The organism is Brevibacterium sp., assembly GCF_031179145.1.
In the GTDB taxonomy this organism is placed as follows: Bacteria; Actinomycetota; Actinomycetes; order Actinomycetales; family Brevibacteriaceae; genus Brevibacterium.
This window is the reverse complement of sequence record NZ_JAPSIB010000001.1, coordinates 387575-408845: the sequence shown is the minus strand read 5'-3', so window position 1 is coordinate 408845 and position 21271 is coordinate 387575. Positions and strand designations below refer to the sequence as shown.

The following is a 21271-nucleotide window of genomic DNA, read 5'->3' as shown; positions in this document are numbered from 1 at the left end:
GCAAGCGGACCGATCTCTCCATCGCGGAACGCGCCAGCATACTTGGACGCACTGTCTGGGGTGTCAAAGAAGTTATCCGAAAGACGCGAGTTCAAAACTAGCTCTGCTCATCTACTAGTATCGCGCAACCGATGAATCGCAAGTTGTCAGGAAGGTGCCCTGGGCAGTTCGATTGGCTAACCATGGTGGTGCCTGCTCAACTAGAGTGAGGAGCCAACCGGTTCAACGCGTCTGCAAGAGTGCCCACATACTCTGGCGCTGCGGCCCGCGTCTTGCGTGGGCGCACAACAGTGTAACCATCGGTGTCTGCCAAGGACCCAAAGTCACTTGACGCTTTGCCTTTGGTCAATAGCGCGATCCTCGGATTGTCGATCGTCAAGAGCTTGCCACGAACTTTCTCTTCCAGAATGTGCTTCCCTGTCGGATCAATGGCAATACAAACGTTATCAACCCACCAAAGAAAGTCTGGGTAAAAGGTCGTCGAAGACCCAACCTTGACTGGCAGTTGGATCCCGTAGCCATCCCCACGGGTAGGGTTACGCATCCAGACACCGCGTCCGGCAGAGTCAAGTGCTTTAGCGAACTCTAATTCTTCACCGTTGAACTGGTTCTGCGCGTACTTTGCATGGACTGCGTTCTCGAAAGAGTAGTACTTATCAACAGTCGGCGTGTGTGATGATGGCCGCCATGTCTCCTCTCCATGAATCTGGTTCGGCACAAGTTCAACTGTCGCCTCGAAGGCTTCCACGATGTCATCGGCGCGCTCAGACAGCATGAGCTGCGCAGTTGAACCCGAGCACGACCACTGGTCGAACGCAGGACCGGTGAAGATCTCTGGTTCGAGGAGATGTGCGCAGTGCCGGCTACGCATCTGCACGCGCCGCCTCAAGTATTCGCCGTTCTTCCTCCGCATGCTCGCGGCGATCTGCTCATACCGCGTCGCGTCATCCTCACCTCGAAGCGAAATCTTCTGGACGCTCTTACGCCCCTTTGCCAGCAAATCTTCCTCGGCGAAGAGTTGCCGAGACATGGCCTCGACCTTTTTCTTCTCGTCTTCCAGCTCAGCCTCGCCCAGCTGGTACTGAGGAAGAGAGATCTGTCCCTCGAGATTGCTCTTCACTGGCACATCTGGCAGAGGTTGTTTCCGTGTCTTGAGTCGAATTGAGGGGTTCGCTGCAGGGTTGGACTCGTCGAGTGCATATAGCGCCAATTCCGCCTTAAGCCCTTCGACGATGCCCTCAAACGTGCGGTTGGGAACACGAACGAACAGCGTCGAGGTGTTTAGGCGGTCGTCATCGTAGTGCCGCGCTCCCGGCTGGCGAAGGGCTCGTCCGATCACCTGGGCAATGCGAACATACGAGTTCGATTCATCATCGAAGTATTCGATGTATGCTTCGGGGTCGTCCCATCCTTCCTGGAGAGCGCGATTGCAGATGATATGCGTATGATGCGGCTGCAGTTCCGCCAGGGAAGACACACGAACAGCATCCTCCGGCACCACCCGGGTTTGCGTGTAGATCGCAATCTCCTCAGGGGGCACTCCGCGAGCACGGAGGTGCTCCCAAATTGCCACGGGACGAGAGATGATTTCATCCTTCGTAGGGTTGGACCGCTCGACAATATAGAGCGCCTTCGGAGTGAGCTGCGCTCCTTCAGCGAGAGCCGCCTCCGTGAGCTCTTTGTGTAGTCCAACGGTAGCGTCGAGCAGCTGATCCGGGTCAGAATCATAGTTCTCCACCATGATCGTGTGCTTGAGTAGCTGGTTCTCGACAACGTCCCGTGTCTGAACCTGATGTCGCCCTCGCGATGCGATCTCGCTGGCGCGTTCGTCATTGCTTACGACCTCCGCAAAGCTGTCAAACTGACCGCCACTGGGCGGCGTAGCGGATGCGAGCAAGAAGCCAATAGGACGGAGGCCGATCAGCTGCTCGAGCTGAGTCACCGTCTGGTTGTGGCTCTCGTCATAGACGATCCATAACGGTCGCTGCAGAGACGACCGGAGCTGATCCCAAGGCGAATGCTCGCCGCCCCAATCCTTATGCGGACGATGCATGTTGAGCCGAGCAGTCTCGCTCCCTTCAGAACCCGCGAACTCTGCCTCGTTCCACGAACCGACTGTGGTGACCCAAATTGTCAGTCCGGAGGTCGAATCGATTAGGTCTTCCCACTCCGACTTGCTCGGTCGCTCCCGCACCACCCTTGTGTTAGGCGGCAGGAGGTGAGCGTATTTGCCGTTGAGGTTTCGATAGGTCTGGTCGGCTACCGCGCTCGATTTAGAAGTCCATAACACGATCGCCGGACTGAGATCGTTCACGATCTTGGTAAGAATTGGCGTTTTGCCTGCACCGGTTACGGCCTTCAGATGGCCGATGAAGGGGATCGGAGTTTTTCCGAAGTAGAGCGGTCCGTCTTCGGCGTAGTACTGGACCCAATCCGAAGCCGCCTCCGCGATTTGGTTCGCAGCGGCCTCCTGGAACTCGAACAACCGGAGTGGAGCGCTCACGGAACAGCCACCTCCTCAAGAGTGGATGCAACTTCGTCGGGTTCAAAATCCTCAATTTGCAGCGCAGCAAGGATCTCATCAGGGATTTGGCAGAAGACAAACGAGCGAGTCTCGCTGATGTTGCAGGTTGTACCGTAGATGCGGATCGGAGTCTTGAGACCGAGATCCTTGGCTTCGAGGAGCGCTTCATTGATCACTTCCGCGTTCACCTGACTGCTAGTTACCCCTCGCCATACAAGCGCGAGGGCTTCGCCCCGCTGATTCGCGCCGATTACCCATTTTCTACCATCGATGCGTCTGATGCCCGCACGCGTCCCGGAGCGATCAGTCTGGCAAATGACCGCTTTGATTTTGTCCTTCTCCAAGCTGAGAATCGCTTCTCGGTCGAGCTGCGCTCCTGCCGTGAGGAAACTGAAGCCCGAGTCGAAGCCGTCAATCTCTATCGCCGCCCGCAGACGCGGTGCCACTAGGGTGCGTGCATACGGGTCCTCAGCGGTGCCTTCCTCGATGAGGACGAAACGCCTCCGGCCGCCGTCTCGGTGGTTCAACTGCAATACGGAGTCGCCGGTAGTGCCAGTGCCAGCAAAGGCGTCGAGCACCAGAGCATCCTTCGAACCGGCAGCACCTACCAGCATCTCGATCAGCTCAACCGGCTTTGCGTAGCGAAAACCGTCAAACCCTTCGCCAAAGAGCTGCTTAAGGCGGTAGCTCCCTGACCGGGCATCCAGATCGATGACACTCCGCAAGGTGCCACGGAAGTCCTTGAGGTAATCCTTCATCTGAACGATCTGGTCAATCCGTTTTGGAAACACCACGAGGCCCTCATCGATGTACCGTTGCATAGTTTGTGGCGGAAATCGGTAGCCGTTCGCGGGCATCCGGTACGTTCCTCGCGCTGTCGGACTATCCACCACACCCTTCTTTGTGACGCCGTACCGATAGCCGCCCTTCTTTGGGTTGTGGACTCGGTACGCCACCTGGTAGGGGCCGTGCTCATCAAGATGGGTGTAACGCGCGAGACGACCGAGCGAATCTCGTCCATTGGCCCGAACCAAAGAGGCCCATTCCTTCGTAAGTTCCGCACCCTCGAAGCCGGATGCCACAAGCTCTTCGTATCGCTCAAGGAGAACATCGCGCATCTCATCCGCCGGGGTCGACCAAACTCTTGGCACATGCGCGAGGTTTTTGGCGTAACAAACGATGTACTCATGCTCGATCTGAATCCGGGAGGGGTTGTTGTCCGCCGATCCACGCCAGGTGATGACACCGATGCGGTTCTTTTCGTCAAAGATCTCGTCCATGAGCATCAACAATCGGCCCAATTCGATGTCGTTGATGGAAACAAATATGACACCGTTCTCGGCCATCAATGACTTCATTGCCACTAGGCGCGGGGCCATGTAGTTCAACCACTTAGTGTGTCGACCGCCATCGACATTGGATACGTAGACAGCGTCGCTGCCGTCCGCGTCGGGGTCTTGGAACCGCGCATCGCTGTAGCGGAAGTCGTTGCCGCCACGATTATACGGAGGATCGATATAGACGACATCGAAAGACTCCGAGTACTGCGACCTGAGCGATACCATTACCTGCAGGTTGTCGCCCTCGATGACGAGGTGATCGCCGTGGTCGGGCTGGAAGGAGAGCTCATCATGCCGTTCCAGCACGCGTGGGGCAGGTACAAGGGACTTGTAGGATCGACGCCCCTGCCAATGGAGGTGCAGTCCTGCTTCTTCGCGTACGGACTCGAGGTCCGGCCAATCCTGTTCACTCATGCTCCAGATTATGCCAGGGGCATCTGACACGAGAGGCTGCCGGTGTATGGCTGTGTTTACTTTCGGGCGTGGTGCCTCATCTCAACTGGACTGATGCGTGATCGCTAGCATGCTTTGCTGGATCACGACTCTTGAGGTGCAAGCAGCCCTTCTAGTTCAGCGAGGCACTCGCGAATGCTGCTCTCCAGGGATCGCGATGTATCCCGGATGCCCCGAAGTTCCGCTCGACGTTGCCGGTAAGGAAGGGCCTTGACTGCGATCTTCTTGAGATCTAGCGCATCGCGGTTCAAGGTGAACCCGAGGAGACTGGAGTATAAGCTAACTAGTTCAGATAGATGCAGAACCTGGTCCCACGTCGATTCCGGATTGGATATCTCGTCCATAAGGTCGTGCCACGCCTGGTGAAGGAACTCAACGGCCGGAGTTGTGACGCTAGGCGCAAAGTAGTAGCAGCGTATTTTTACCGCTACCCACTTCTCGTTCGCAACTCGGATCTCATCGTAGGCATCCATGTTCTCCATGAGTTTGAACGAGTGGACAAGCCCGTCAGAGTAGGGCTCAGTTAGGGGCCTCCTGTTGCCATTTTCATCGTATTGACTGGACATCTCCCGCAACAGGGTTGGGACGGCCAGGAACAGCGCCTGAACTGCGTGACTGGCTTCCTCATAGAATGTCAGGCGACGCTCATACTCACCTTGCAGCCAGGTTGCATCCGTACTCCAGCGATGCGACATGCGCCCCACGACGATGCCGACGGCGATAGAGCCTAGTAGGGGAGCGGTCGCGAGTATGGCTGGAGCCGCAAAGCTCCACATTTGACTGATCGAGTCAAGCATCTCTAGGTTCTTCGATCCTTAGGAATCTACTCATTAGTTCATGATCGCATGGAGCGCGGACATGACTGAGTCGGCAACTCGATGTGCCGTACTTGGAGAGGTTAGGTCACGACTGCTTCTTGCTCACGAGCTTGCTGACCTCATTCCAGAGATCCGCGTTCCAACTTTCCCTCAGCGTCCCCGCCGAGTGGTTGAAGTTGGAACTCCCGGTAGTCGAAATGGAATCGGCGGTGCTATCCCGTCTCGAATCTTATTGGGGGATATGCTCGCCGCTGTGGTGCCGGCTTAGGACATCGATGTTTTACACACGTCGGCGGCGGAAAGATCGACCAAAGCTACACTGAGCATCGTCGGAATATGATCTGTCCTATTGTGGTGGGTCGCCCCAGCGAGAGCGGTCGGGTTGCCAATCATCAGGAGGATAGTGTGGGAACTGAGGAGCGCCCCGGCGGAGGTTCCATAGCTCCCAAGCTCTAGCAAGTAGCGTCACCGGACATGACCAAGTTTCGAGAAAGTCAAACTGGGGGAGAACGCCAAAAGGTGTAGTCCAGGTCCACGCTCTGGCGTGAGAGATGCCGGAAGATCTATTCCAGAACATCAGGGCACGTGCTTCTGCTTCCTCGAGATGAGATGCGACCAAAGGCGCAACTGCCTTGATCATCGATATGTCGTTGACAGTAGTCCTCTCCTTCATTCCTGCATCAACGAGAATCTTTGCAGCTGAAGAAGCAAGTTGGGCGGTCTGGCGTTCGAGGTCGCCGAGAAAGCCAGCTGGGACTTCGGTTTGAGTGCCCCATACTTCGAGCATGCTTTGCGCGTCTTTGGCTTCCTGGTTGGCCAGCTTGGCCGCCCTAACCCTCCGTTCTTCAGGATGGTCAGGCTCAAGCACGTATAAGGCCTTCGACGCACCAAGAAATGTTACGCGAGCGAGAGAAGCATGGGGCCGGTTTACGACGCCTCCTGACGTAACGTAGCGCATATGTTCGGCGAAACCGGCGTGCTCGCTTGCGCTGGCGATAGCTCTCCATGCCAGGTATGACGGATTCAGATGCTCTTGTGAATCCGGGTATTCTTCAAAATGTCCGGCGATCTCACTGTCTGGAGCGCATCCCGCTGCCGATCTCATTGACGAGAGATGCCCGAAGTAGGCCATTGTTAGACCATGAAGCTCGTCGAGACGGTCGATCTCGTTCTGAAAATCTTCCTCGTTCATGGTGCAAGTATCACTGCCCGACAGTGTGAAAGTCACTGATGGACTTGCGGGCGAATGTGAGGCCTGCTTGCCGAAGGTACTGCGCCACCGTCTTCTCCGCCACACCCACGTTCTCGGCGATTTCCGCCTTGGACCAACCAGCCTCAGCTAGCTTGAGCATCGTAGCCACCTGCGCCGGCGTCGTCTTGTTCCCGCGCATCTCCACGCCTCGAGCTTTCAACTTGTTCGCGACCGTCTCTCGGTGACAGTGAAACTCTTTCGCTAAGGCATAAACACTCGCACCTTCTCGGTAGCGCGCCTCAAGCTGGTCCAGCTCGGGCTCGGTGAACATGCGGATCGATTTCGGACGCGGCCTGGTAGGTTTCGCCGCGGCCGGGGCCTCGTTTAAGCTCACGGCTTGTAGGTACCTGGCTAGAGTCTCCCATTTCTTCGAGTGGGAGGAGGAGATGCCCACCACGCATCAGGCTCGAACGCCAGCCGGACGAATCGTCGGCAGGCGTTCGAGCCTTTTCCGTCACCCCGGTATCCCGGCCCACGAGGGCTTGAGGACTTTCCCCTCGCGATGACTTCTGGCGCATCGGTGCGCTCGACGGCTTCACCGTCGGGCCGAATCGGAGCATACAGGCGCCCTTCGACGAAGGGTGTGTCGAGACCCCTCCCTGACCGCCGCTCTCCCCTGTTGATAGACTCCTGAACACTGTTCAGGAGAGTGTCGTCTGGACAGCTCGAAGCACTTTCACGACAGGAGACAGGCAGACGATGATCGATTTCGATGACTTGGCAGATGATGTCCTCAATGGCCATCGGCTCACGGCTGACGAAGGACTGTCCATCCTTCAGGCCACAATGGCTGAGCTGCCGGATTTGGTCAGCGCCGGTGCGCGCATCCGGCGGCGGCATTTCGGGATGAGCGTCAAGCTCAACTACCTCGTCAATCTCAAGTCCGGGCTATGCCCGGAGAACTGCAATTACTGCTCACAGGCATTGGGTTCGAGCGCTTCGATACTCAAGTACTCGTGGTTGAAGACCGACGAGGCGATCGATCAGGCCGTAGTCGGGATCAACGGCGGGGCTTCGCGTGTATGCCTGGTCGCGAGCGGTCGGGGCCCGGGTCGGCGAGACATCGATCGCGTCACTGACATCGTCAACGGGCTCAAGACCGACCATCCCGAGGTCGAGGTGTGCGCATGTCTGGGCATCCTCAAGGACGGTCAGGCTGATCGTCTCAGGGAAGCCGGGGCCGATGCGTACAATCACAACATCAACACTGCAGAATCCCACCACGAAGCGATTGTCACCACGCACACCTATGCCGACCGCACCGCGACCATTGCCAAGGCCAAGGACGCGGGTTTGTCCCCATGCAGCGGACTGCTCATCGGCGTGGGGGAGAGCCCCGAGCAGATGGTCGAGGCGGTGTTCGCGCTGAGAGAGCTCGATTCCGAGTCGATTCCGATCAACTTCCTCGTTCCCTTCGACGGGACCCCGATGGAGGGCCAGTGGAACCTCACCCCAGCCGACTGTCTCAAAGCTGTGGCCCTGGTCCGGTTCGCCTGCCCCGACAAGGAAGTTCGCCTTGCCGGGGGTCGTGAGATCCATCTGCGATCGATGCAGGCCCAGGCGCTCCACCTGGCGAATTCGATCTTCCTCGGCGACTACCTCACGGCGGAAGGTCAGGCAGCAGAAGATGACCTGGCCTTGATCCGCGACAACGGCTTCTCCGTGCTCGGCCATGAGCCGGTCGCCGAGGACGGAGAGCTCCGGTCCGCCACCTTGGACGCGGCAGTGCCTCCGGCGATTCGTCAGCGTGGCCCCGGCACGACGATGGCGGCGAACGCCTGAGATTCCGACCTTGAGCGGTTTCGCCCCCGACACTCACGTGAGTGTCGGGGGCGAAACCGTGCGGTGCGCAGAGCCAAGGGCCGATCACCTCGGCGTGGGACCCGCGCCTGGCGGAGCCCACGCCATCAGCTGATCGGAGTCGTCAGCCGATCGGTGTCGGCGGCTGTTCTCCGGCGAGGACTGCGAGCGCGTTGTCGGCGGCGAGGACCGCCATTGCGGTGCGCGTCTCCACGGTCGCCGAGCCCAGGTGGGGGACGAGGACCACGTTGTCGAGGACGAGCAGCTCGGGATGCACCTGAGGCTCCTTCTCGAACACATCGAGGCCGGCCCCGGCGATGACACCTTCACGCAGAGCGTTCGCCAGAGCAGCTTCGTCGACGATCGGTCCACGCGCCGTGTTGACGAGGTAGGCGGAGGTCTTCATCGCCTCGAGCTGCTCGGCACCGATGAGGTGGTGAGTCGCCGGCCCGTAGGGGCAGTGCAGCGACACCACGTCGGAGATCGCCAGCAGTTCGTCGAGGTCGACTCGGCGTGCTCCCAGCTCGCCGGCGATCTGGGGGTCGATCTCGCTGCGTGACTGGTAGACGACCTCCATCCCGAAGGCCTTCGCCCGACGTGCCGTGGCCTGCCCGATTCCGCCCATCCCGACGATGCCGAGGGTCTTGCCCTGCAGCGAACTGCCGAGCAGGAAGAACATGCCCCACTTCCAGCTCTCGCCGGATCGGATGATCCGCTCGCCCTCGCCGAGGCGTCGAGTCGCCATGAGGATGAGGCTGAGCGCGATGTCGGCGGTGGCGTCGGTGAGCACACCGGGGGTGTTCGTGGCCGTGACACCATGGTCGGTGCAGGCCGGAACGTCGATGTTGTCATAGCCGACGGCCACGTTCGCGACGACCTTCAACTGCGGTCCGGCGGCGTCGAGCAGTTCCCCGTCGATGCGTTCGGTGAGCAGACTGACGATCGCCTCAGCGCCGGCGACTCGACGCAGCAGCTCCTCACGGCTGATCGACTCTGTGCCATCCCAGGCATCGACGTCGTGCTCGGCGCGGAGTTTTTCCAGCGCGGCGTCGGGAATCCGTCCCGTGACGACGACCCGGCTCATGCGGACTCCACCCATTCGCGCAGACGGCCGAGGCCCTCGCGGATGTCATCGGAGCCGATGCCTGAGTAGGCGAGCCGGATGTACTGACGATCCTCGCCGGGCTGGCGGCGGCCGAAGTGCTCACGGGTGCAGAAGGACACTCCGGTGGCGTAGAGGGCTGCGGAAGCGAATTCACCCACCTCGGTGTAGCCCATTCGCTCCATCGCCTCGGTGACGTCGGGGAACAGGTAGAACGTCGACTGCGGCACGGCAACGCTCATGCCCGCGATGGAATTGACGGCCTCACAGGCGGCGTCGCGGCGATCACGGAGGACATCGAGCATCTGGGCGACCGGCTCCTGAGTGCCGCGCAGCGCCTCGACGCCTGCCCACTGCACGTAGTGCGTGGTGCACGATTCGTCGTTGGTGTTGAGAGTGCTGAACACCCCGGCGAGCTCGGTCGGAGCGACCGCGCAGCCCAGGCGGGAACCGGTCATCGCGAACTTCTTGCTGAACGTGTAGAGGATGACGGTTCGCTCCAGCATTCCCGGGAGCGAGGCGATCGACTTCGAGACGCCCTCGTAGCGGGTCTCGAAGTAGGCCTCGTCGGAGAGCACCCAGAGATCGTGCTCCTCGGCGATCTGCGCGATCGCCGCGCGCTCGGCATCGGTCGATTCGGCCGAGATCGGATTCTGCAGGTCGTTGTAGATGATGGCGACCGTGTTCGGGGTGATCGACGCACGAACCTGGTCGAGGTCGATCGCGAAGCCGGCATCGGTGGGGAGGTACCGGTAGGGAACGGCGGTTCCGCCGAGGTATTCGATCTGCGATTCGTAGATCGGGAAGCCGGGGTTGGGGTAGAGCACTTCCTGCCCGGGGTTCATGACCGCCTGGAGGAACTTCGTGATCACGGGCTTGCCGCCGGTCATCACGATGACGTTGTCCGGGGACAGCTCAATCCCGCGCTGTGAACCGATGTCCTCGGCGAGCGCCTCGCGCAGCTGAGGAATGCCGGGCCCCGGGCAGTACCCGGTGTAGCCGTCGGCGATCGCCTTGTTCATGGCCTCAACGATGTTCGGGGCTGTCGGAATGTTGATGTCGCCGAGGTGGAAGGGGTACACGGTGTTCCCCTTCGCCTTCCAGGCGGCTGCGGCTTGGGCGACGCTGAAGGCAGTCTCCGTGCCCAATCGGTCGAGCCTTTGCGCGAGTTGTTGCATGATGGTCCACTCCTCGTCGAGATCTAACTGTGCAGTGCGAGTCTAGTATACGGTTGATATATCAGGAAGTGCGAGATCACCAACACTCTACCGCCAAGATCGCGCCATGTGGTCCAAATCACATTTCGATTCTCAATCACACTCGGTTCAGCGACCGTTGGCCAAGAGCGTCGCCACTGCCGTCACGGTCGCATAGCCCCGCCACTCCAGTGCCGCAGCAGCGGAATGGCTGGTGAAATCGACGGCCCACCCTCCGTCGGAGCGCTGTCCCGTCTCCAGACGGTCCAGGTCAGCGCTCACGGCTGCGTCGTCGACGAGGGCGCGAACCGGATGACCGGGCATGGGGGCGAAAATTGAGGAGATGCAGGGTTTCGCCCTCGGTGCCGCCGTCGACCGGGATCGCCCCATCGCGGGGCACAAACTGACCGAGGCGACCCATGAGCTCGAGAGCTCTGGGATGGGAGTGAGCTGAGGAATCGAGGACCTGAAGGGCGAATGACAGAACATAGGCGAACGGGGGCCGATCGATCGCAGCGATCGCGTCAAAGCAGTACCGAGTGGCTCGCTCCAACCACGGATGATTCTTCGCCGCCTCATCGAATCGAGCGACGCGATGGGCCTGCGCCGCGACCGCTGCTGTGATCTGCAGCGACGATTCCGAGGGATCGGCGTCGGACCAGAACGGCGCACAACCGGCGGGGTCGGCGATCGGCAGAGCGAAGGGCAGACCGCCGTCTCGCAGCGTCACCGAATCAAGCCAGTCGAACAGCCTGCACGTGGCGGGAGTCGTCGCGGGGCCGCAGTCGGCGAGGGCTTCCAGGGCGTGCAGGGCAGCGGCCGGTTGGCTCTCGGGCGCGCGCAGGTCGGGTTCGAGCCCCCAGCCATAACCGCCATCCGCGTTGCGGTGCGCCTCAACCGCGGCGAACACCGCTTCCCGGTCAGCCTGACTCGTCCCTGATCCGAGCAGAGCGAAGCGACGACGGTCGAGGAGTCGTCCATGCTCTGCCAGGAACGAGCCGGCCCGGTTGATGTCAATGGTCATCCATCCACTCTGGCACATGCACGGCCCCGTGGGCAGGAGAGATTCGACTCCCGCGGCGCACACGGCAGCGTCGAGGCTCCAGGGCAGCCTCAGAACTCCAGGGAAGCCTCGTCGCTGACAGACAGCGACAGGACGGCGGTTTCGATCGACTCATGCGCCTCGAGCTCCCGTTCGATCCGGCGCAGCCGCCGGGCGACCTCCTCTTCGGGGTCGTCTCCCTCCAGATCCACCTCGGCGACGAGGAACAGCCGGCCGGGACCGACGTACTCCAGATGCAGATAGGTCACGCGGGAAACCTTCGGATGCTGCTGCAGCGCCCGGCCGACGCGTGTGCGGTTCTTCGCCGACGAACTGGCCCCGACGAGGAAGTGACGGTTGCGGTCGATGAGGACGAGGGCCACGACTCCCAACAGAACACCCACGACGATCGATCCCAGCGCGTCCCACATCGCGTTGCCCGTGTGCTCGTGAGCCCAGATGCTCGCTGCGGCGATGATGAGGCCGGTCAGCGCCGCGAAGTCTTCGGCGACGACGGCTCTCAGCGTCGTGTCGGATGTGCGCAGGACGAGTCGGAGCACCGAGGTGCCGGCCTTCCGCGCCTGCTTCCGGGCCTGGATGATCGCCTGGGTGAAGGAAACGCCCTCGAGGATGAACGCGATTCCCAGAGTGATGAAGGCGATGTGCGCCGATTCGACCGGAGCGGGGTTGGACAGTTCGTGGATGCCATGGGTGACGGAAAACACAGCACCGGCCGTGAAGATGCCGACGGCGGCGAACATCGACCAGACGTAGGCTTCTCGGCCGTGACCCAGGGGGTGGCGTTGGTCCCTGGACCGGGCCGAGCGGCGGTCGGCGATGAGCAGGAAGATCTCGTTGCCCGCATCCGCCCAGGAATGGGCGGCTTCGGCCATCATGGAGGCCGAGCCCGTGATCACGGCGACTGCGGTCTTCGCGATGGCGACGAGCAGATTGGCGACAAAGGCGATGACGACGGTCATGCAACCACCTCCTGCATGTCAGTGTATGACCGCAGCCGGGGACGACGACGCAAGCCGTGTAAGTTGGAGGTGATGGCGCCATGGCGGCGCCCGAAACGGATGTGCATCATGGCAACACCGACCCTTCCCGTCCTGGGCGTCCTCGGCAGATCCCGCAAGACCGACGAGAACCGCGTCCCCATCCACCCCGAGCACTTCGAGCGGATCGACCCCGGCATCCGTGAGCGCATGGTCGTCGAGTCGGGATACGGCGAGCGGTTCGGGTTCTCGGACCATGAATTATCAGCTCTGGTCGCCGGAGTCACGACCCGCGCCGAGGTCATCGCCGCTGCGGATACGGTGCTGTTGGCGAAACCGCAGGCCGCTGACCTCGAGGACCTCCGAGAAGGACAGACGCTCTGGGGATGGCCGCACTGCGTTCAGGACTCGGCGCTGACTCAACTGGCCATCGACAGGCGCCTGACCCTCATCGCTTTCGAAGCGATGAACCACTGGGCGAGTGACGGCGGGTTCTCGCTGCACGTCTTCCACAAGAACAATGAGCTCGCCGGGTACAGCTCGGTGATCCACTCCCTGGCACTGACCGGAGTGACCGGCGACTACGGTCGGCGCCTGAGCGCCGTCGTCATCGGATTCGGGGCAACCGCACGCGGCGCCATCACCGCACTCAAGGCCCACGGCGTTGCCGACATCAGGGTGCTCACCAACCGCCGAGTCGCCTCGGTGGCAGCTCCCATCCACTCAGTGGAGATGATCCAGTTCGACCATGACGGCGGACCGCATCTCAGCGAAGTGATCACCGACGATCGGGGTCGAGTCCCTCTGGCCCCGTTCCTCGCCGAGTCCGACATCGTCGTCAACTGCACCCTGCAGGACCCGAACGCGCCACTGCTCTACCTGCGCACAGCCGAGCTCGCTGCATTCCGGTCCGGCAGCCTCATCGTCGACGTCTCCTGCGATGAGGGGATGGGCTTCGACTGGGCGCGGCCGACGACCTTCGCCGATCCGATGGTCACAGTGGGGTCGAACATCAACTACTACGCGGTCGACCACAGCCCGTCCTACCTCTGGAATTCGGCCAGTTGGGAGATCAGTGCGGCGCTGCTGCCATTCCTCGACATCGTCATGGGAGGTCCGGCGTCCTGGGCGCACAGCGAAACCGTGACGAGGGCGATCGAGCTGCGTGACGGAGTCATCCTCAACCCCGCCATCCTCGCCTTCCAGGACCGGGAGGCGGAGCACCCGCACGCGGTCGCATAGCTCAGGTCTCCTCGGGGTCCCGGCGGGTCCGACTGCTGATTCATCACGTCTGCTGTCGCCGACCGCACGTGTTCGTTAGAGTCGTCCACACGTCGCGTCCGGCCAGGGTCGCACAGACGTCCGACGGCGTTCGGACACTGCAGGATGGGAGGAGAACAGTGGCACAGGCAGACTCCACTTCAGGGGAATCGCAGGGACCATTGGATGATGTTCCGGCCGCGGGGCTGCGCAAGGTGCGGCGCTGGTGTGTGATCATCGCCGTCGGGGGATTCCTGTTCGGCTTCGACACGGGCGTCATCTCCGGAGCTCTTCTGTTCATCAAGACCGATTTCGCGCTCAACTCCTTCCAACAGGGAACGGTGGTGAGCATCCTGCTGCTCGGGGCTTTGGCAGGCGCACTCGGAGTCGGCCGCATCTCCGAACCGCTCGGCCGGCGAAAGGCCCTCGGACTGCAGGGAGTCGTCTTCCTCGTCGGCACCGCACTCGCCGTCTTCGCGACCGGGTTCTGGATGCTGATCATCGCCCGATTCGTCCTCGGTCTGGCTGTCGGAGCAGCATCGGCGACGGTGCCGATCTATCTGTCCGAAGTGGCGCCGACTGCCATCCGCGGCCGCATGCTCACGCTCAATCAGCTGCTCATCACAGTCGGCATCCTCTTCGCCTATTTCACCAACCTCGCCTTCTCCGCGTTCGAAGGGTGGCGCGAGATGATCGGCGTCGGGGCGATTCCCGCCCTGATCCTCCTCGCCGGCGCGCTGTGGTTCCTGCCCGAGTCGCCCGAATGGCAGCTCGCCCATGGTCGCGAGGACCAGGCGCGAAAGTTCTACGCCTCCATCACCGATGAGGAGACCGCAGATGCGGTCATCGCCGCACGTCGAGAGGGCAAGCAGGAGGAACACAGCGGTTCTCAGAGCTCCCGCGCTGGACATGACGCCGACGCTGGACATGACGCCGACGCTGGACATGACGCCGACGAGGCACCGACGTGGCGGATCCTGCTGGCCGAGAGGGTCCGGCCCGCCCTCATCGTGGGCCTGATGCTGGCGGCGATCCAGCAGTTCGGCGGCATCAACACGATCATCTACTACGCTCCCTCCATCATCCAGCAGACGGGACTCTCCGCGTCGAACGCGATCTTCTACTCCATCGCCATCGGCGTCATCAACCTCGTGATGACCATCGTCGCCAATCGGCTCATCGATCGCAGCGGCCGCCGCAAACTCCTCATCGTCTCGATGACGGGAATGACGGTGACGCTGGCGCTGCTCGGCCTGTCCTTCATCGTCGGCTGGAGTCCGGTCATCTCGCTGGTGTTCATGGTCCTCTACATCGCCGCCTTCGCCGTCGGGCTCGGCCCCATCTTCTGGACGCTGGTGGGAGAGATCTTCCCCTCCGATGCCCGCTCCTACGGATCAGGAGTGTCGACGGCGGTCAACTGGGGCTCGAACTTCTTCGTCAGCCTCGTCTTCCTCAGTGTCGCCAACGCCATCGGGCAGGGCCAGACCTTCTGGATCTTCGCGGTCATCTGCGGCTTCGGACTGTGGTTCATCGGCCGCTACGTCCCCGAGACCAAGGACCGCGACTTCGAGGAGGTCGACGCCGCACTGCTCAAGCGGTTCCACCGCGACCCGGCGACGGGTGAGAAGACAACGGCGGGGCGGAAGTAGGTTCTCCTCCGATGCCCTGGGTCCACAGTGGTGCCGCCGCTTCCGCCCGCCGCATCCGGCAGCGATTGACTGCCGGCGGCGGGCGGGCGCTGTCGCGCCTCCGTGAGGACTTCTGGCCCCTGTTCCAGGGAGCCCTCGCCGGGACCATCGCCTGGTGGATCGCCCTGCGGCTGGCCGGCCACCCGCAGCCCTTCTTCGCTCCCATCGCCGCCGTCATCGCGCTCAACGCCAATCGGGGCAAACGAGGCACCAACGCGGTGAACCTGATCGTCGGCGTGCTGCTCGGCATCGTCGTCGGCGAAGCCGCGCTGCTGGTCCTCGGCACCGGATTCGCCGCGATGGGCATCGCCACTCTGGTTGCGATGGCCATCGCCCTGGCCTGCGACGGAAGCCGTCTCGTCATCGCCCAAGGGGCCGTCGGCGCCATTCTCACCGTGGCAGGGGGCCAACCCGAGTTCGGTCCCGAACGGATCATGGACGCGCTCATCGGCGCCGGCGTCGCCCTGGTCTTCAGCCAGCTCCTGTTCCCGGCCCAACCCATCGACCTGCTCAGGCGTGCCGAGACCGACGTGCTCAGTGCGATGGCGGCGGCTCTCGAGCACGTCTCGCACGCGCTCGACCACGGCGACGACCGTGAGGCGGAGGAGGCGATCGGCGATCTGCGGTCTCTGCGCGACAAGCTCACCGATCTGGCCGACACCAGGAAGGACAGCAGCCGAACCGCCCGCCACGCCCCTGTGTGGTGGTGGCGCTCGGCCCCGATCGTGCAGGAGAGCGAGAACGCGGGCCAGCTCGATCTGCTCAACAACAGCATCCTCGTCCTCGCCCGCTCCGTGCGGTCCCTGCCGAGCGAGGACCGGCCCAGTTTCGCCCCCGTCATCACCAGGATCGCCGAGGTGATCCGGACCCTCGCCGCGGACCCCGGAGATCGTGCGACCAGGCAGCAGGCCGCCGAAGGAGCCCTGGCGTCCTTTCAGGAGCTCGAAGCGGGAGAGGACGATTCCCCGGCTCGCAGGCAGATCCATGCTTCCGTGCGCCTGGCCGCGATCGATCTCCTGGTCTTCGCCGGTGTCGAATCTGCTCAGGCCGCTGCCCTGATCGAGACGCATGACGCCGAGGTGGATGTCCCCGACCCGCCCCGCGTATCGTTCTTCCCCTTCCGATTCCGGTGGCGGCGGAGGAAGAAGTAGGGGAGTGGCGGTCCTGGACCGTCAGCGGCTGCGCAGCTGCCTCTTGAGGATCTTGCCCGCCGAGTTCTTCGGCAGCTTCGCGACGAACTCGACCCGTTTGGGGACTTTGAACGCAGCCAACCGCGACCCGACGTGGTCGATGATCGCCGCTTCGGTCAAGCCTCCATCCCCGGCTGGTTCGTCCGCGCCGGACGGAGCGGGCTTGAGAACGACGAACGCGGTGATCGCTTCGATCCACTTCTCATCGACGACGCCGACGACAGCCACCTCGGCGACCTGCGGCAGTTCGAAGATCGCATCCTCGACCTGACGGCTGGCCACGAGGACACCGCCTGTGTTGATGACGTCCTTGAGCCGATCGACGACATCGACGAATCCCTGCTCATCCATCCGGACCAGGTCCCCGGAGTGGAACCAGTCCCCGGCGAACGCCTCGGCGGTGGCCTCCGGCTTGTTCCAGTACCCCGCGCAGAGCTGAGGGGACCGGTAGAGGATCTCACCGAGCTCTCCCGGGGCGACGCGACGACCTGCGTCGTCGACGACGCAGGTCTCGACGAACAGGACGGCTCGTCCGGCCGAGCCGGGGTGCTCGTCGTGTTCCTCCGGACGCAGCACCGTGCACAGCGGACCCATCTCGGATTGGCCGAAGCAGTTGTAGAAGCCGAGATCGGGCAGCTGTGCTCGCAGCTTCCTCAGCACCGGCCCCGGCATGATCGAGGCACCGTAATAGGCCTTGCGCAGGTTTCCGAGGTCGCGGGTCTCGAATTCGGGGCTGTTCGCCAGGGCCACCCACACGGTGGGCGCGGCGAAGAACGAGTTGATGGATCGCTCCTCGAACAGGGCGAGCAGCTGATCGGGGACGGGCGCTGGGACGATGATGTTGTGCGCGCCCACGGCCAGCAGGGGGAGCATGAAGACATGCATCTGTGCCGAGTGGTAGAGCGGCAGGGAGTGGACCGCCCTGTCCGTGCTCGCGAAGTCGAGGGCTTGCAGGCAGGAGATGTACTGATGGATCAGGGCCCGGTGGGTCATCACCGCGCCTTTGGGCGCCGAGGTGGTGCCCGAGGTGTAGAGCAGCTGCGCGACGTCGGTGTCGGTGACGTCGAACTCGGCGAACTCGGCGGGCGGGACCTGTGTGGACGAGGCCGCTCCCAGCAGCGCAGCGAGGTCATGCACCTGGGCCGCGGCGCCCGCTTCCGTACCGGTGACGGCGTCGATGAGGTCGGAGTCCGCGAACACGACGCGGGCACCGGAATCGCTGAGGATGTAGTCAAGCTCGTCGTTCCTCAACTGGAAGTTCACCGGCACATGGATGACCCCCGCCCGCGCACAGGCCAGATAGAGCATCACGTAGAGGTCCGAGTTCTTGCCATACGCCGCAACCCTCTCGCCCTTCTCGACGCCGAGTCGGACGAGTTGTCTGGCCACAGCCGTGACGGCGTCGTCGAGGGCCTGATATGACCACGTGCGGTCCCCGAACTCGATGGCCACCGCATCACGGTGGCGACCGGCGCTGCGGCGCAGCATGTCGGCGACGGTGGAGGAGGCGGACAGGGCGGGAGCAGTCGTCGTCGACTCAATGGCACTCATGGCCTCAATCTAATTCTGATCAGTAGAAAAGTGAACCGTCCGTGCGGTCATGAGAAGCCGTCGGGGCTCCGGGGCGAATGTAATAGTGTGGGGCCATGACTTTCCCGAAGGTTGCCGACTGCGTGGACGTGTTCGAGTCGCTGTGGCCACCGGCCCTGGCAGAGAGCTGGGACTCCATCGGTCTGGCCGTCGGGGATCCCGACGCGGAGGTCCGGTCGATCCTCCTGGCCCTGGACCCGATGGACTCGGTCATCGCCGAGGCGGTGGTCCTCGGTGCCGACCTCGTCTTCAACCACCATCCGCTGCTGCTCAAGCCGGTGCAGACCGTCAACGCCTCCACCCTCAAAGGCGGAGCGATCCACACTCTGATCGGCCACGGCATCGCCCTGTTCAACGCTCACACGAATGCGGATTCCGCCCGCGGCGGAGTCTCTGACGTCCTCATCTCCCTGCTCGGGATCGAGGACGCCGAGCCGCTCGTGCCGCATCGTTCCGCGGACGCTGCGGCAGGCCTCGAGCAGGGCCCCGTCACCGGGATCGGCCGGGTCGGGGACCTCGAATCCCCGACTGCGGTGAGGGAGATCGCCCGCACCCTGTCCGCTCGGCTGCCGCGCACCACGACAGGGGTGCGGATCGCTGGGGATCCCGGCGCTGAGGTGACTCGCGTCGCCGTCTGCGGCGGTGCGGGGGATTCGCTCTTCGACGCCGTCCGCGACAGCGGCGCCGAGGTCTACATCACCGCCGACCTGCGCCATCATCCCGCCACCGAAGCCCGCGACACAGCGAACCGGCACACCGGCAACCCCCACCTCATCGACGTCTCCCATTGGGCCTCGGAGTCGGTGTGGCTCGAGGCTGCCGCCACGGAGCTCGAGGCCGAGTTCGCCTCCCGCGGTTTCACGGTTGGCCTGCAGCGCTCAGCGGTGAATACCGACCCGTGGGTCGAACGCTATTGACCGCTCTTCCCGACGACTTAAGGACCGCCACATGCTGATCACCGCCGATCAACGTCAGAACCTCGAATCCCTCATCGAGCTCGCCGCCCGGGGGCGTGCTCTGCAGCACGAACACGACAACCCGGAGGACGCGGGTGCGCTGGCGGAGCTGGTGGCCAAGCACAAGGACGTCACCGCGCAGAAGGCCTCCGCCGCCGAGGTCGTCGAGACCCTGCGTACACAGGTCGCGGATCTCACCGCCGTGATCGAGAAGAAGAATCGGCTGATCGAGAAGAAGACCGCCGAGCTCAACGCAGGCACGGGTCTGACCAGTCGAGACCTCGTCAATCTGCAGGACGAGATCGCCGGGCACCGGGACAAGGTCGCCGAACTCGAGGAGACCGAGCTCGGGGTGATGGAGGAGCTCGAGACCGCGGAGGCCGCGCTCTCGGAGATTGAAACCGGCCTCGCCGAGGTGACCGCAGCCGGCCGTGCCATGCAGACGTCGATCAAGGACCGCAAAACCGAGATCGCCGGCGAACTGAGCGAAGTCGAGGACGCCGCCAGGAAGCTCAAGGCCGAACTACCGGATCAGCTCGTGCGCCGGTTCGAACGCAACGTTGCTCAGGGGGGCCCCGGAGCGGCGATCCTCTCCGGCCCTCACTGCCAGGCCTGCGGCCAGGAGATCAGCGGGATGACATGGCACGGAATGATCGGCAACGACGTCAACGAGACCTATGAGTGCGAGGAGTGCGAAGCGGTCCTGCTGCGCAGGGCCTGAGTTCACACTCAGTCGCGCAGAGTCAGCACCTGTGCGCAGATTCGCTCAGTCGCGGAGCACGATGGTGAGCGCGGCGGGCTTGCTGCCTGCCGCCTCGGCGTATTCGACCTCGTAGTGCTCAGAAGCTCGTCCGAGCAGCTCATCATGCGACTGCGGCAGCGGCCGCTCGTCGGCGAGCAGGCGGCCGACGAAGTCGCCGCGGTAGTACTTCGCCCAATGGGAGACCACGCTGCGCTTGGATCCATTTTCCTTGATCGCGCCCAAGGTCACGACCTGGTTCTTCGGACCGGGCCACGCTGCCCGGTAGTCGCTCGAGCGGCAGTCGAGGATCACTTCGGCGGGGTCGACACGGAAGGTCTGGGCCAGCGTCGGCTTCCACCATGAGGTGAGCTTGCCGAGCTGGCCGAGTTCGGTCTTCATCGCCAGCCGATAGGCCGGTATCGGGTCGAGGCCGTGGACGTGGCCGAAGAGGGCGGAGAACACGTGGACCTCGCGCAGCTTCGCCGCGAGCGATTCGTTCGCCTCGGCTGCGGCGACGAGCTCCGGCGCGCCCATCGCCTCGTAGAGGACGCCCGAATAGGTGAGCAGCGCGGGAGCGCAGGGGTGGGAGTCAATCTCGACATTGCGGGCGACGTCGTCGGCCAGAGTGGCGCCGACGCCGAGGACGTCGAGTGCGTCCTCGCGTCCGGAGACCTGCTTCAGCTGGGTCAGAACGGTGTGCCGGTGGGGATTGAGATCCGGGGCCGAGAGTGCGTCGAGGTCGAGTGGGTCACCCGAACTCGCGGGTGTCTTCCCTTCGGAGGGCGGCAGCAGGATCTTCACCTCACCATGGTAGGGCGGGCCGGGGGAGGGACGCCCGGGCGTCTCACGTTAGTTGCATCACCTCGGTGCCGCCGAGCGAGGAGGAGTGGCCGCGGGCAGGGTCCGCGCGGGTAGGATGGGGGACTTGAGGACAGGTCACCAGACGGCCGCGGCCCGGTTTCGGGCTGAGGAACGTCCGGGCTCCGCAGAGCAGGATGGTGGGTAACACCCACCCGGGGCAACCCGCGGGCAAGTGCAACAGAAAGCAGACCGCCTGCCGTCGCCGATCTTCGGATCGGCTGCGGTCGGTAAGGGTGAAACGGTGGTGTAAGAGACCACCAGAGTGCCGGGTGACCGGCGCTGCTGGGTAAACCCCATCCGGAGCAAGATCAGACAGACGGCATTAGAGGCTGCTCGCCGAGTCGTCGGGTGGATCGCTCGAGGCCGGTGGCAACATCGGTCCCAGATAGATGGCCGTCAGTCGAGGAGGGCAACCGACTCGATAACAGAACCCGGCGTATCGGTGGCCTGTCCTCTCTC

The 21271-nt window shown here is 63.0% G+C and carries 18 protein-coding genes and 1 other RNA gene; 7 read left to right on the top strand and 12 right to left on the bottom strand.

The genetic code is table 11. The features are described 5' to 3' along the window. Positions 1 to 196 precede the first annotated feature (196 nt). From RIT73_RS01845 to RIT73_RS01825, 5 genes are all read right to left on the bottom strand, one after another. Entirely contained in the window at positions 197 to 2503 is a 2307-nt protein-coding gene (locus tag RIT73_RS01845) for a hypothetical protein (RefSeq protein WP_309130343.1), read from the bottom strand. Continuing rightward, positions 2500 to 4278, bottom strand: coding sequence for a site-specific DNA-methyltransferase (locus RIT73_RS01840; RefSeq protein ID WP_309130342.1), 1779 nt, complete (start codon positions 4276 to 4278; stop codon positions 2500 to 2502). Before RIT73_RS01840 ends, RIT73_RS01845 begins: the two co-directional genes overlap by 4 nt. A gap of 122 nt (positions 4279 to 4400) precedes the next feature. Beyond that, positions 4401 to 5114: a hypothetical protein gene (locus RIT73_RS01835; RefSeq protein ID WP_309130341.1), complete on the bottom strand. Its 714-nt coding sequence runs from the start codon at positions 5112 to 5114 to the stop codon at positions 4401 to 4403. Positions 5115 to 5481: 367 nt separating this feature from the next. Then, entirely contained in the window at positions 5482 to 6327 is an 846-nt protein-coding gene (locus RIT73_RS01830; RefSeq protein WP_309130340.1) for a hypothetical protein, read from the bottom strand. A gap of 10 nt (positions 6328 to 6337) precedes the next feature. Then, the gene (locus tag RIT73_RS01825) at positions 6338 to 6658 is read right to left on the bottom strand and encodes a helix-turn-helix domain-containing protein (protein WP_309130339.1); all 321 of its coding nucleotides are present in this window, start codon (positions 6656 to 6658) and stop codon (positions 6338 to 6340) included. Positions 6659 to 7086: 428 nt separating this feature from the next. Here RIT73_RS01825 and bioB point away from each other — a divergent pair, with 428 nt between their 5' ends. Continuing rightward, complete coding sequence (bioB, locus tag RIT73_RS01820) at positions 7087 to 8169, top strand: biotin synthase BioB (RefSeq protein WP_309130338.1); 1083 nt, start codon at positions 7087 to 7089, stop codon at positions 8167 to 8169. Between the two features lie 142 nt (positions 8170 to 8311). Here the strand turns inward: bioB and RIT73_RS01815 are convergent, their stop codons facing one another. From RIT73_RS01815 to RIT73_RS01795, 5 genes are all read right to left on the bottom strand, one after another. Further along, on the bottom strand, positions 8312 to 9271 hold the full coding sequence (locus RIT73_RS01815) for a D-glycerate dehydrogenase (RefSeq protein WP_309130337.1): 960 nt from the start codon (positions 9269 to 9271) through the stop codon (positions 8312 to 8314). Continuing rightward, complete coding sequence (locus RIT73_RS01810; protein ID WP_309130336.1) at positions 9268 to 10467, bottom strand: aminotransferase class I/II-fold pyridoxal phosphate-dependent enzyme; 1200 nt, start codon at positions 10465 to 10467, stop codon at positions 9268 to 9270. Before RIT73_RS01810 ends, RIT73_RS01815 begins: the two co-directional genes overlap by 4 nt. Before the next feature lie 147 nt (positions 10468 to 10614). Continuing rightward, entirely contained in the window at positions 10615 to 10767 is a 153-nt protein-coding gene (locus RIT73_RS01805; protein ID WP_309130335.1) for a hypothetical protein, read from the bottom strand. Continuing rightward, positions 10757 to 11509, bottom strand: coding sequence for a hypothetical protein (locus RIT73_RS01800; RefSeq protein WP_309130334.1), 753 nt, complete (start codon positions 11507 to 11509; stop codon positions 10757 to 10759). Before RIT73_RS01800 ends, RIT73_RS01805 begins: the two co-directional genes overlap by 11 nt. A gap of 89 nt (positions 11510 to 11598) precedes the next feature. Continuing rightward, the gene (locus tag RIT73_RS01795; protein WP_309130333.1) at positions 11599 to 12507 is read right to left on the bottom strand and encodes a cation transporter; all 909 of its coding nucleotides are present in this window, start codon (positions 12505 to 12507) and stop codon (positions 11599 to 11601) included. Positions 12508 to 12615: 108 nt separating this feature from the next. Between RIT73_RS01795 and RIT73_RS01790 the strand changes: the two genes are divergently transcribed. The 3 genes from RIT73_RS01790 (at position 12616) to RIT73_RS01780 (ending at position 16624) form a co-directional block, all read left to right on the top strand. Continuing rightward, on the top strand, positions 12616 to 13767 hold the full coding sequence (locus tag RIT73_RS01790) for a N(5)-(carboxyethyl)ornithine synthase (RefSeq protein WP_309130332.1): 1152 nt from the start codon (positions 12616 to 12618) through the stop codon (positions 13765 to 13767). Positions 13768 to 13925: 158 nt separating this feature from the next. Continuing rightward, entirely contained in the window at positions 13926 to 15434 is a 1509-nt protein-coding gene (locus RIT73_RS01785) for an MFS transporter (RefSeq protein ID WP_309130331.1), read from the top strand. 11 nt (positions 15435 to 15445) lie between these two features. Further along, positions 15446 to 16624 (top strand): FUSC family protein, encoded by a 1179-nt coding sequence (locus RIT73_RS01780; protein ID WP_309130330.1) that lies wholly within the window; start codon positions 15446 to 15448, stop codon positions 16622 to 16624. Positions 16625 to 16645: 21 nt separating this feature from the next. Here the strand turns inward: RIT73_RS01780 and RIT73_RS01775 are convergent, their stop codons facing one another. Continuing rightward, on the bottom strand, positions 16646 to 18214 hold the full coding sequence (locus RIT73_RS01775; RefSeq protein ID WP_309130329.1) for a fatty acyl-CoA synthetase: 1569 nt from the start codon (positions 18212 to 18214) through the stop codon (positions 16646 to 16648). A gap of 95 nt (positions 18215 to 18309) precedes the next feature. Between RIT73_RS01775 and RIT73_RS01770 the strand changes: the two genes are divergently transcribed. Together RIT73_RS01770 and RIT73_RS01765 are read left to right on the top strand one after the other, a co-directional pair. Then, complete coding sequence (locus tag RIT73_RS01770; protein ID WP_309130328.1) at positions 18310 to 19170, top strand: Nif3-like dinuclear metal center hexameric protein; 861 nt, start codon at positions 18310 to 18312, stop codon at positions 19168 to 19170. 31 nt (positions 19171 to 19201) lie between these two features. Next, complete coding sequence (locus tag RIT73_RS01765) at positions 19202 to 19930, top strand: hypothetical protein (RefSeq protein WP_309130327.1); 729 nt, start codon at positions 19202 to 19204, stop codon at positions 19928 to 19930. A gap of 45 nt (positions 19931 to 19975) precedes the next feature. On the opposite strand, the gene RIT73_RS01760 is transcribed toward RIT73_RS01765, so the two are convergent. Then, entirely contained in the window at positions 19976 to 20752 is a 777-nt protein-coding gene (locus tag RIT73_RS01760; protein ID WP_309130326.1) for a peroxide stress protein YaaA, read from the bottom strand. Between the two features lie 130 nt (positions 20753 to 20882). Here RIT73_RS01760 and rnpB point away from each other — a divergent pair. Then, positions 20883 to 21267: RNase P RNA component class A (rnpB, locus tag RIT73_RS01755), an RNA gene on the top strand. Positions 21268 to 21271 lie beyond the last annotated feature (4 nt).

Coding starts and splice junctions, on each gene's coding strand:
- RIT73_RS01840 (WP_309130342.1), bottom strand. CDS start 4,278: ATGAGTGAACAGGATTGGCCGGACCTCGAGTCCGTACGCGAAGAAGCA.
- RIT73_RS01835 (WP_309130341.1), bottom strand. CDS start 5,114: ATGCTTGACTCGATCAGTCAAATGTGGAGCTTTGCGGCTCCAGCCATA.
- RIT73_RS01830 (WP_309130340.1), bottom strand. CDS start 6,327: ATGAACGAGGAAGATTTTCAGAACGAGATCGACCGTCTCGACGAGCTT.
- RIT73_RS01825 (WP_309130339.1), bottom strand. CDS start 6,658: ATGTTCACCGAGCCCGAGCTGGACCAGCTTGAGGCGCGCTACCGAGAA.
- bioB (WP_309130338.1), top strand. CDS start 7,087: ATGATCGATTTCGATGACTTGGCAGATGATGTCCTCAATGGCCATCGG.
- RIT73_RS01815 (WP_309130337.1), bottom strand. CDS start 9,271: ATGAGCCGGGTCGTCGTCACGGGACGGATTCCCGACGCCGCGCTGGAA.
- RIT73_RS01810 (WP_309130336.1), bottom strand. CDS start 10,467: ATGCAACAACTCGCGCAAAGGCTCGACCGATTGGGCACGGAGACTGCC.
- RIT73_RS01800 (WP_309130334.1), bottom strand. CDS start 11,509: ATGACCATTGACATCAACCGGGCCGGCTCGTTCCTGGCAGAGCATGGA.
- RIT73_RS01795 (WP_309130333.1), bottom strand. CDS start 12,507: ATGACCGTCGTCATCGCCTTTGTCGCCAATCTGCTCGTCGCCATCGCG.
- RIT73_RS01790 (WP_309130332.1), top strand. CDS start 12,616: ATGGCAACACCGACCCTTCCCGTCCTGGGCGTCCTCGGCAGATCCCGC.
- RIT73_RS01780 (WP_309130330.1), top strand. CDS start 15,446: ATGCCCTGGGTCCACAGTGGTGCCGCCGCTTCCGCCCGCCGCATCCGG.
- RIT73_RS01775 (WP_309130329.1), bottom strand. CDS start 18,214: ATGAGTGCCATTGAGTCGACGACGACTGCTCCCGCCCTGTCCGCCTCC.
- RIT73_RS01770 (WP_309130328.1), top strand. CDS start 18,310: ATGACTTTCCCGAAGGTTGCCGACTGCGTGGACGTGTTCGAGTCGCTG.
- RIT73_RS01765 (WP_309130327.1), top strand. CDS start 19,202: ATGCTGATCACCGCCGATCAACGTCAGAACCTCGAATCCCTCATCGAG.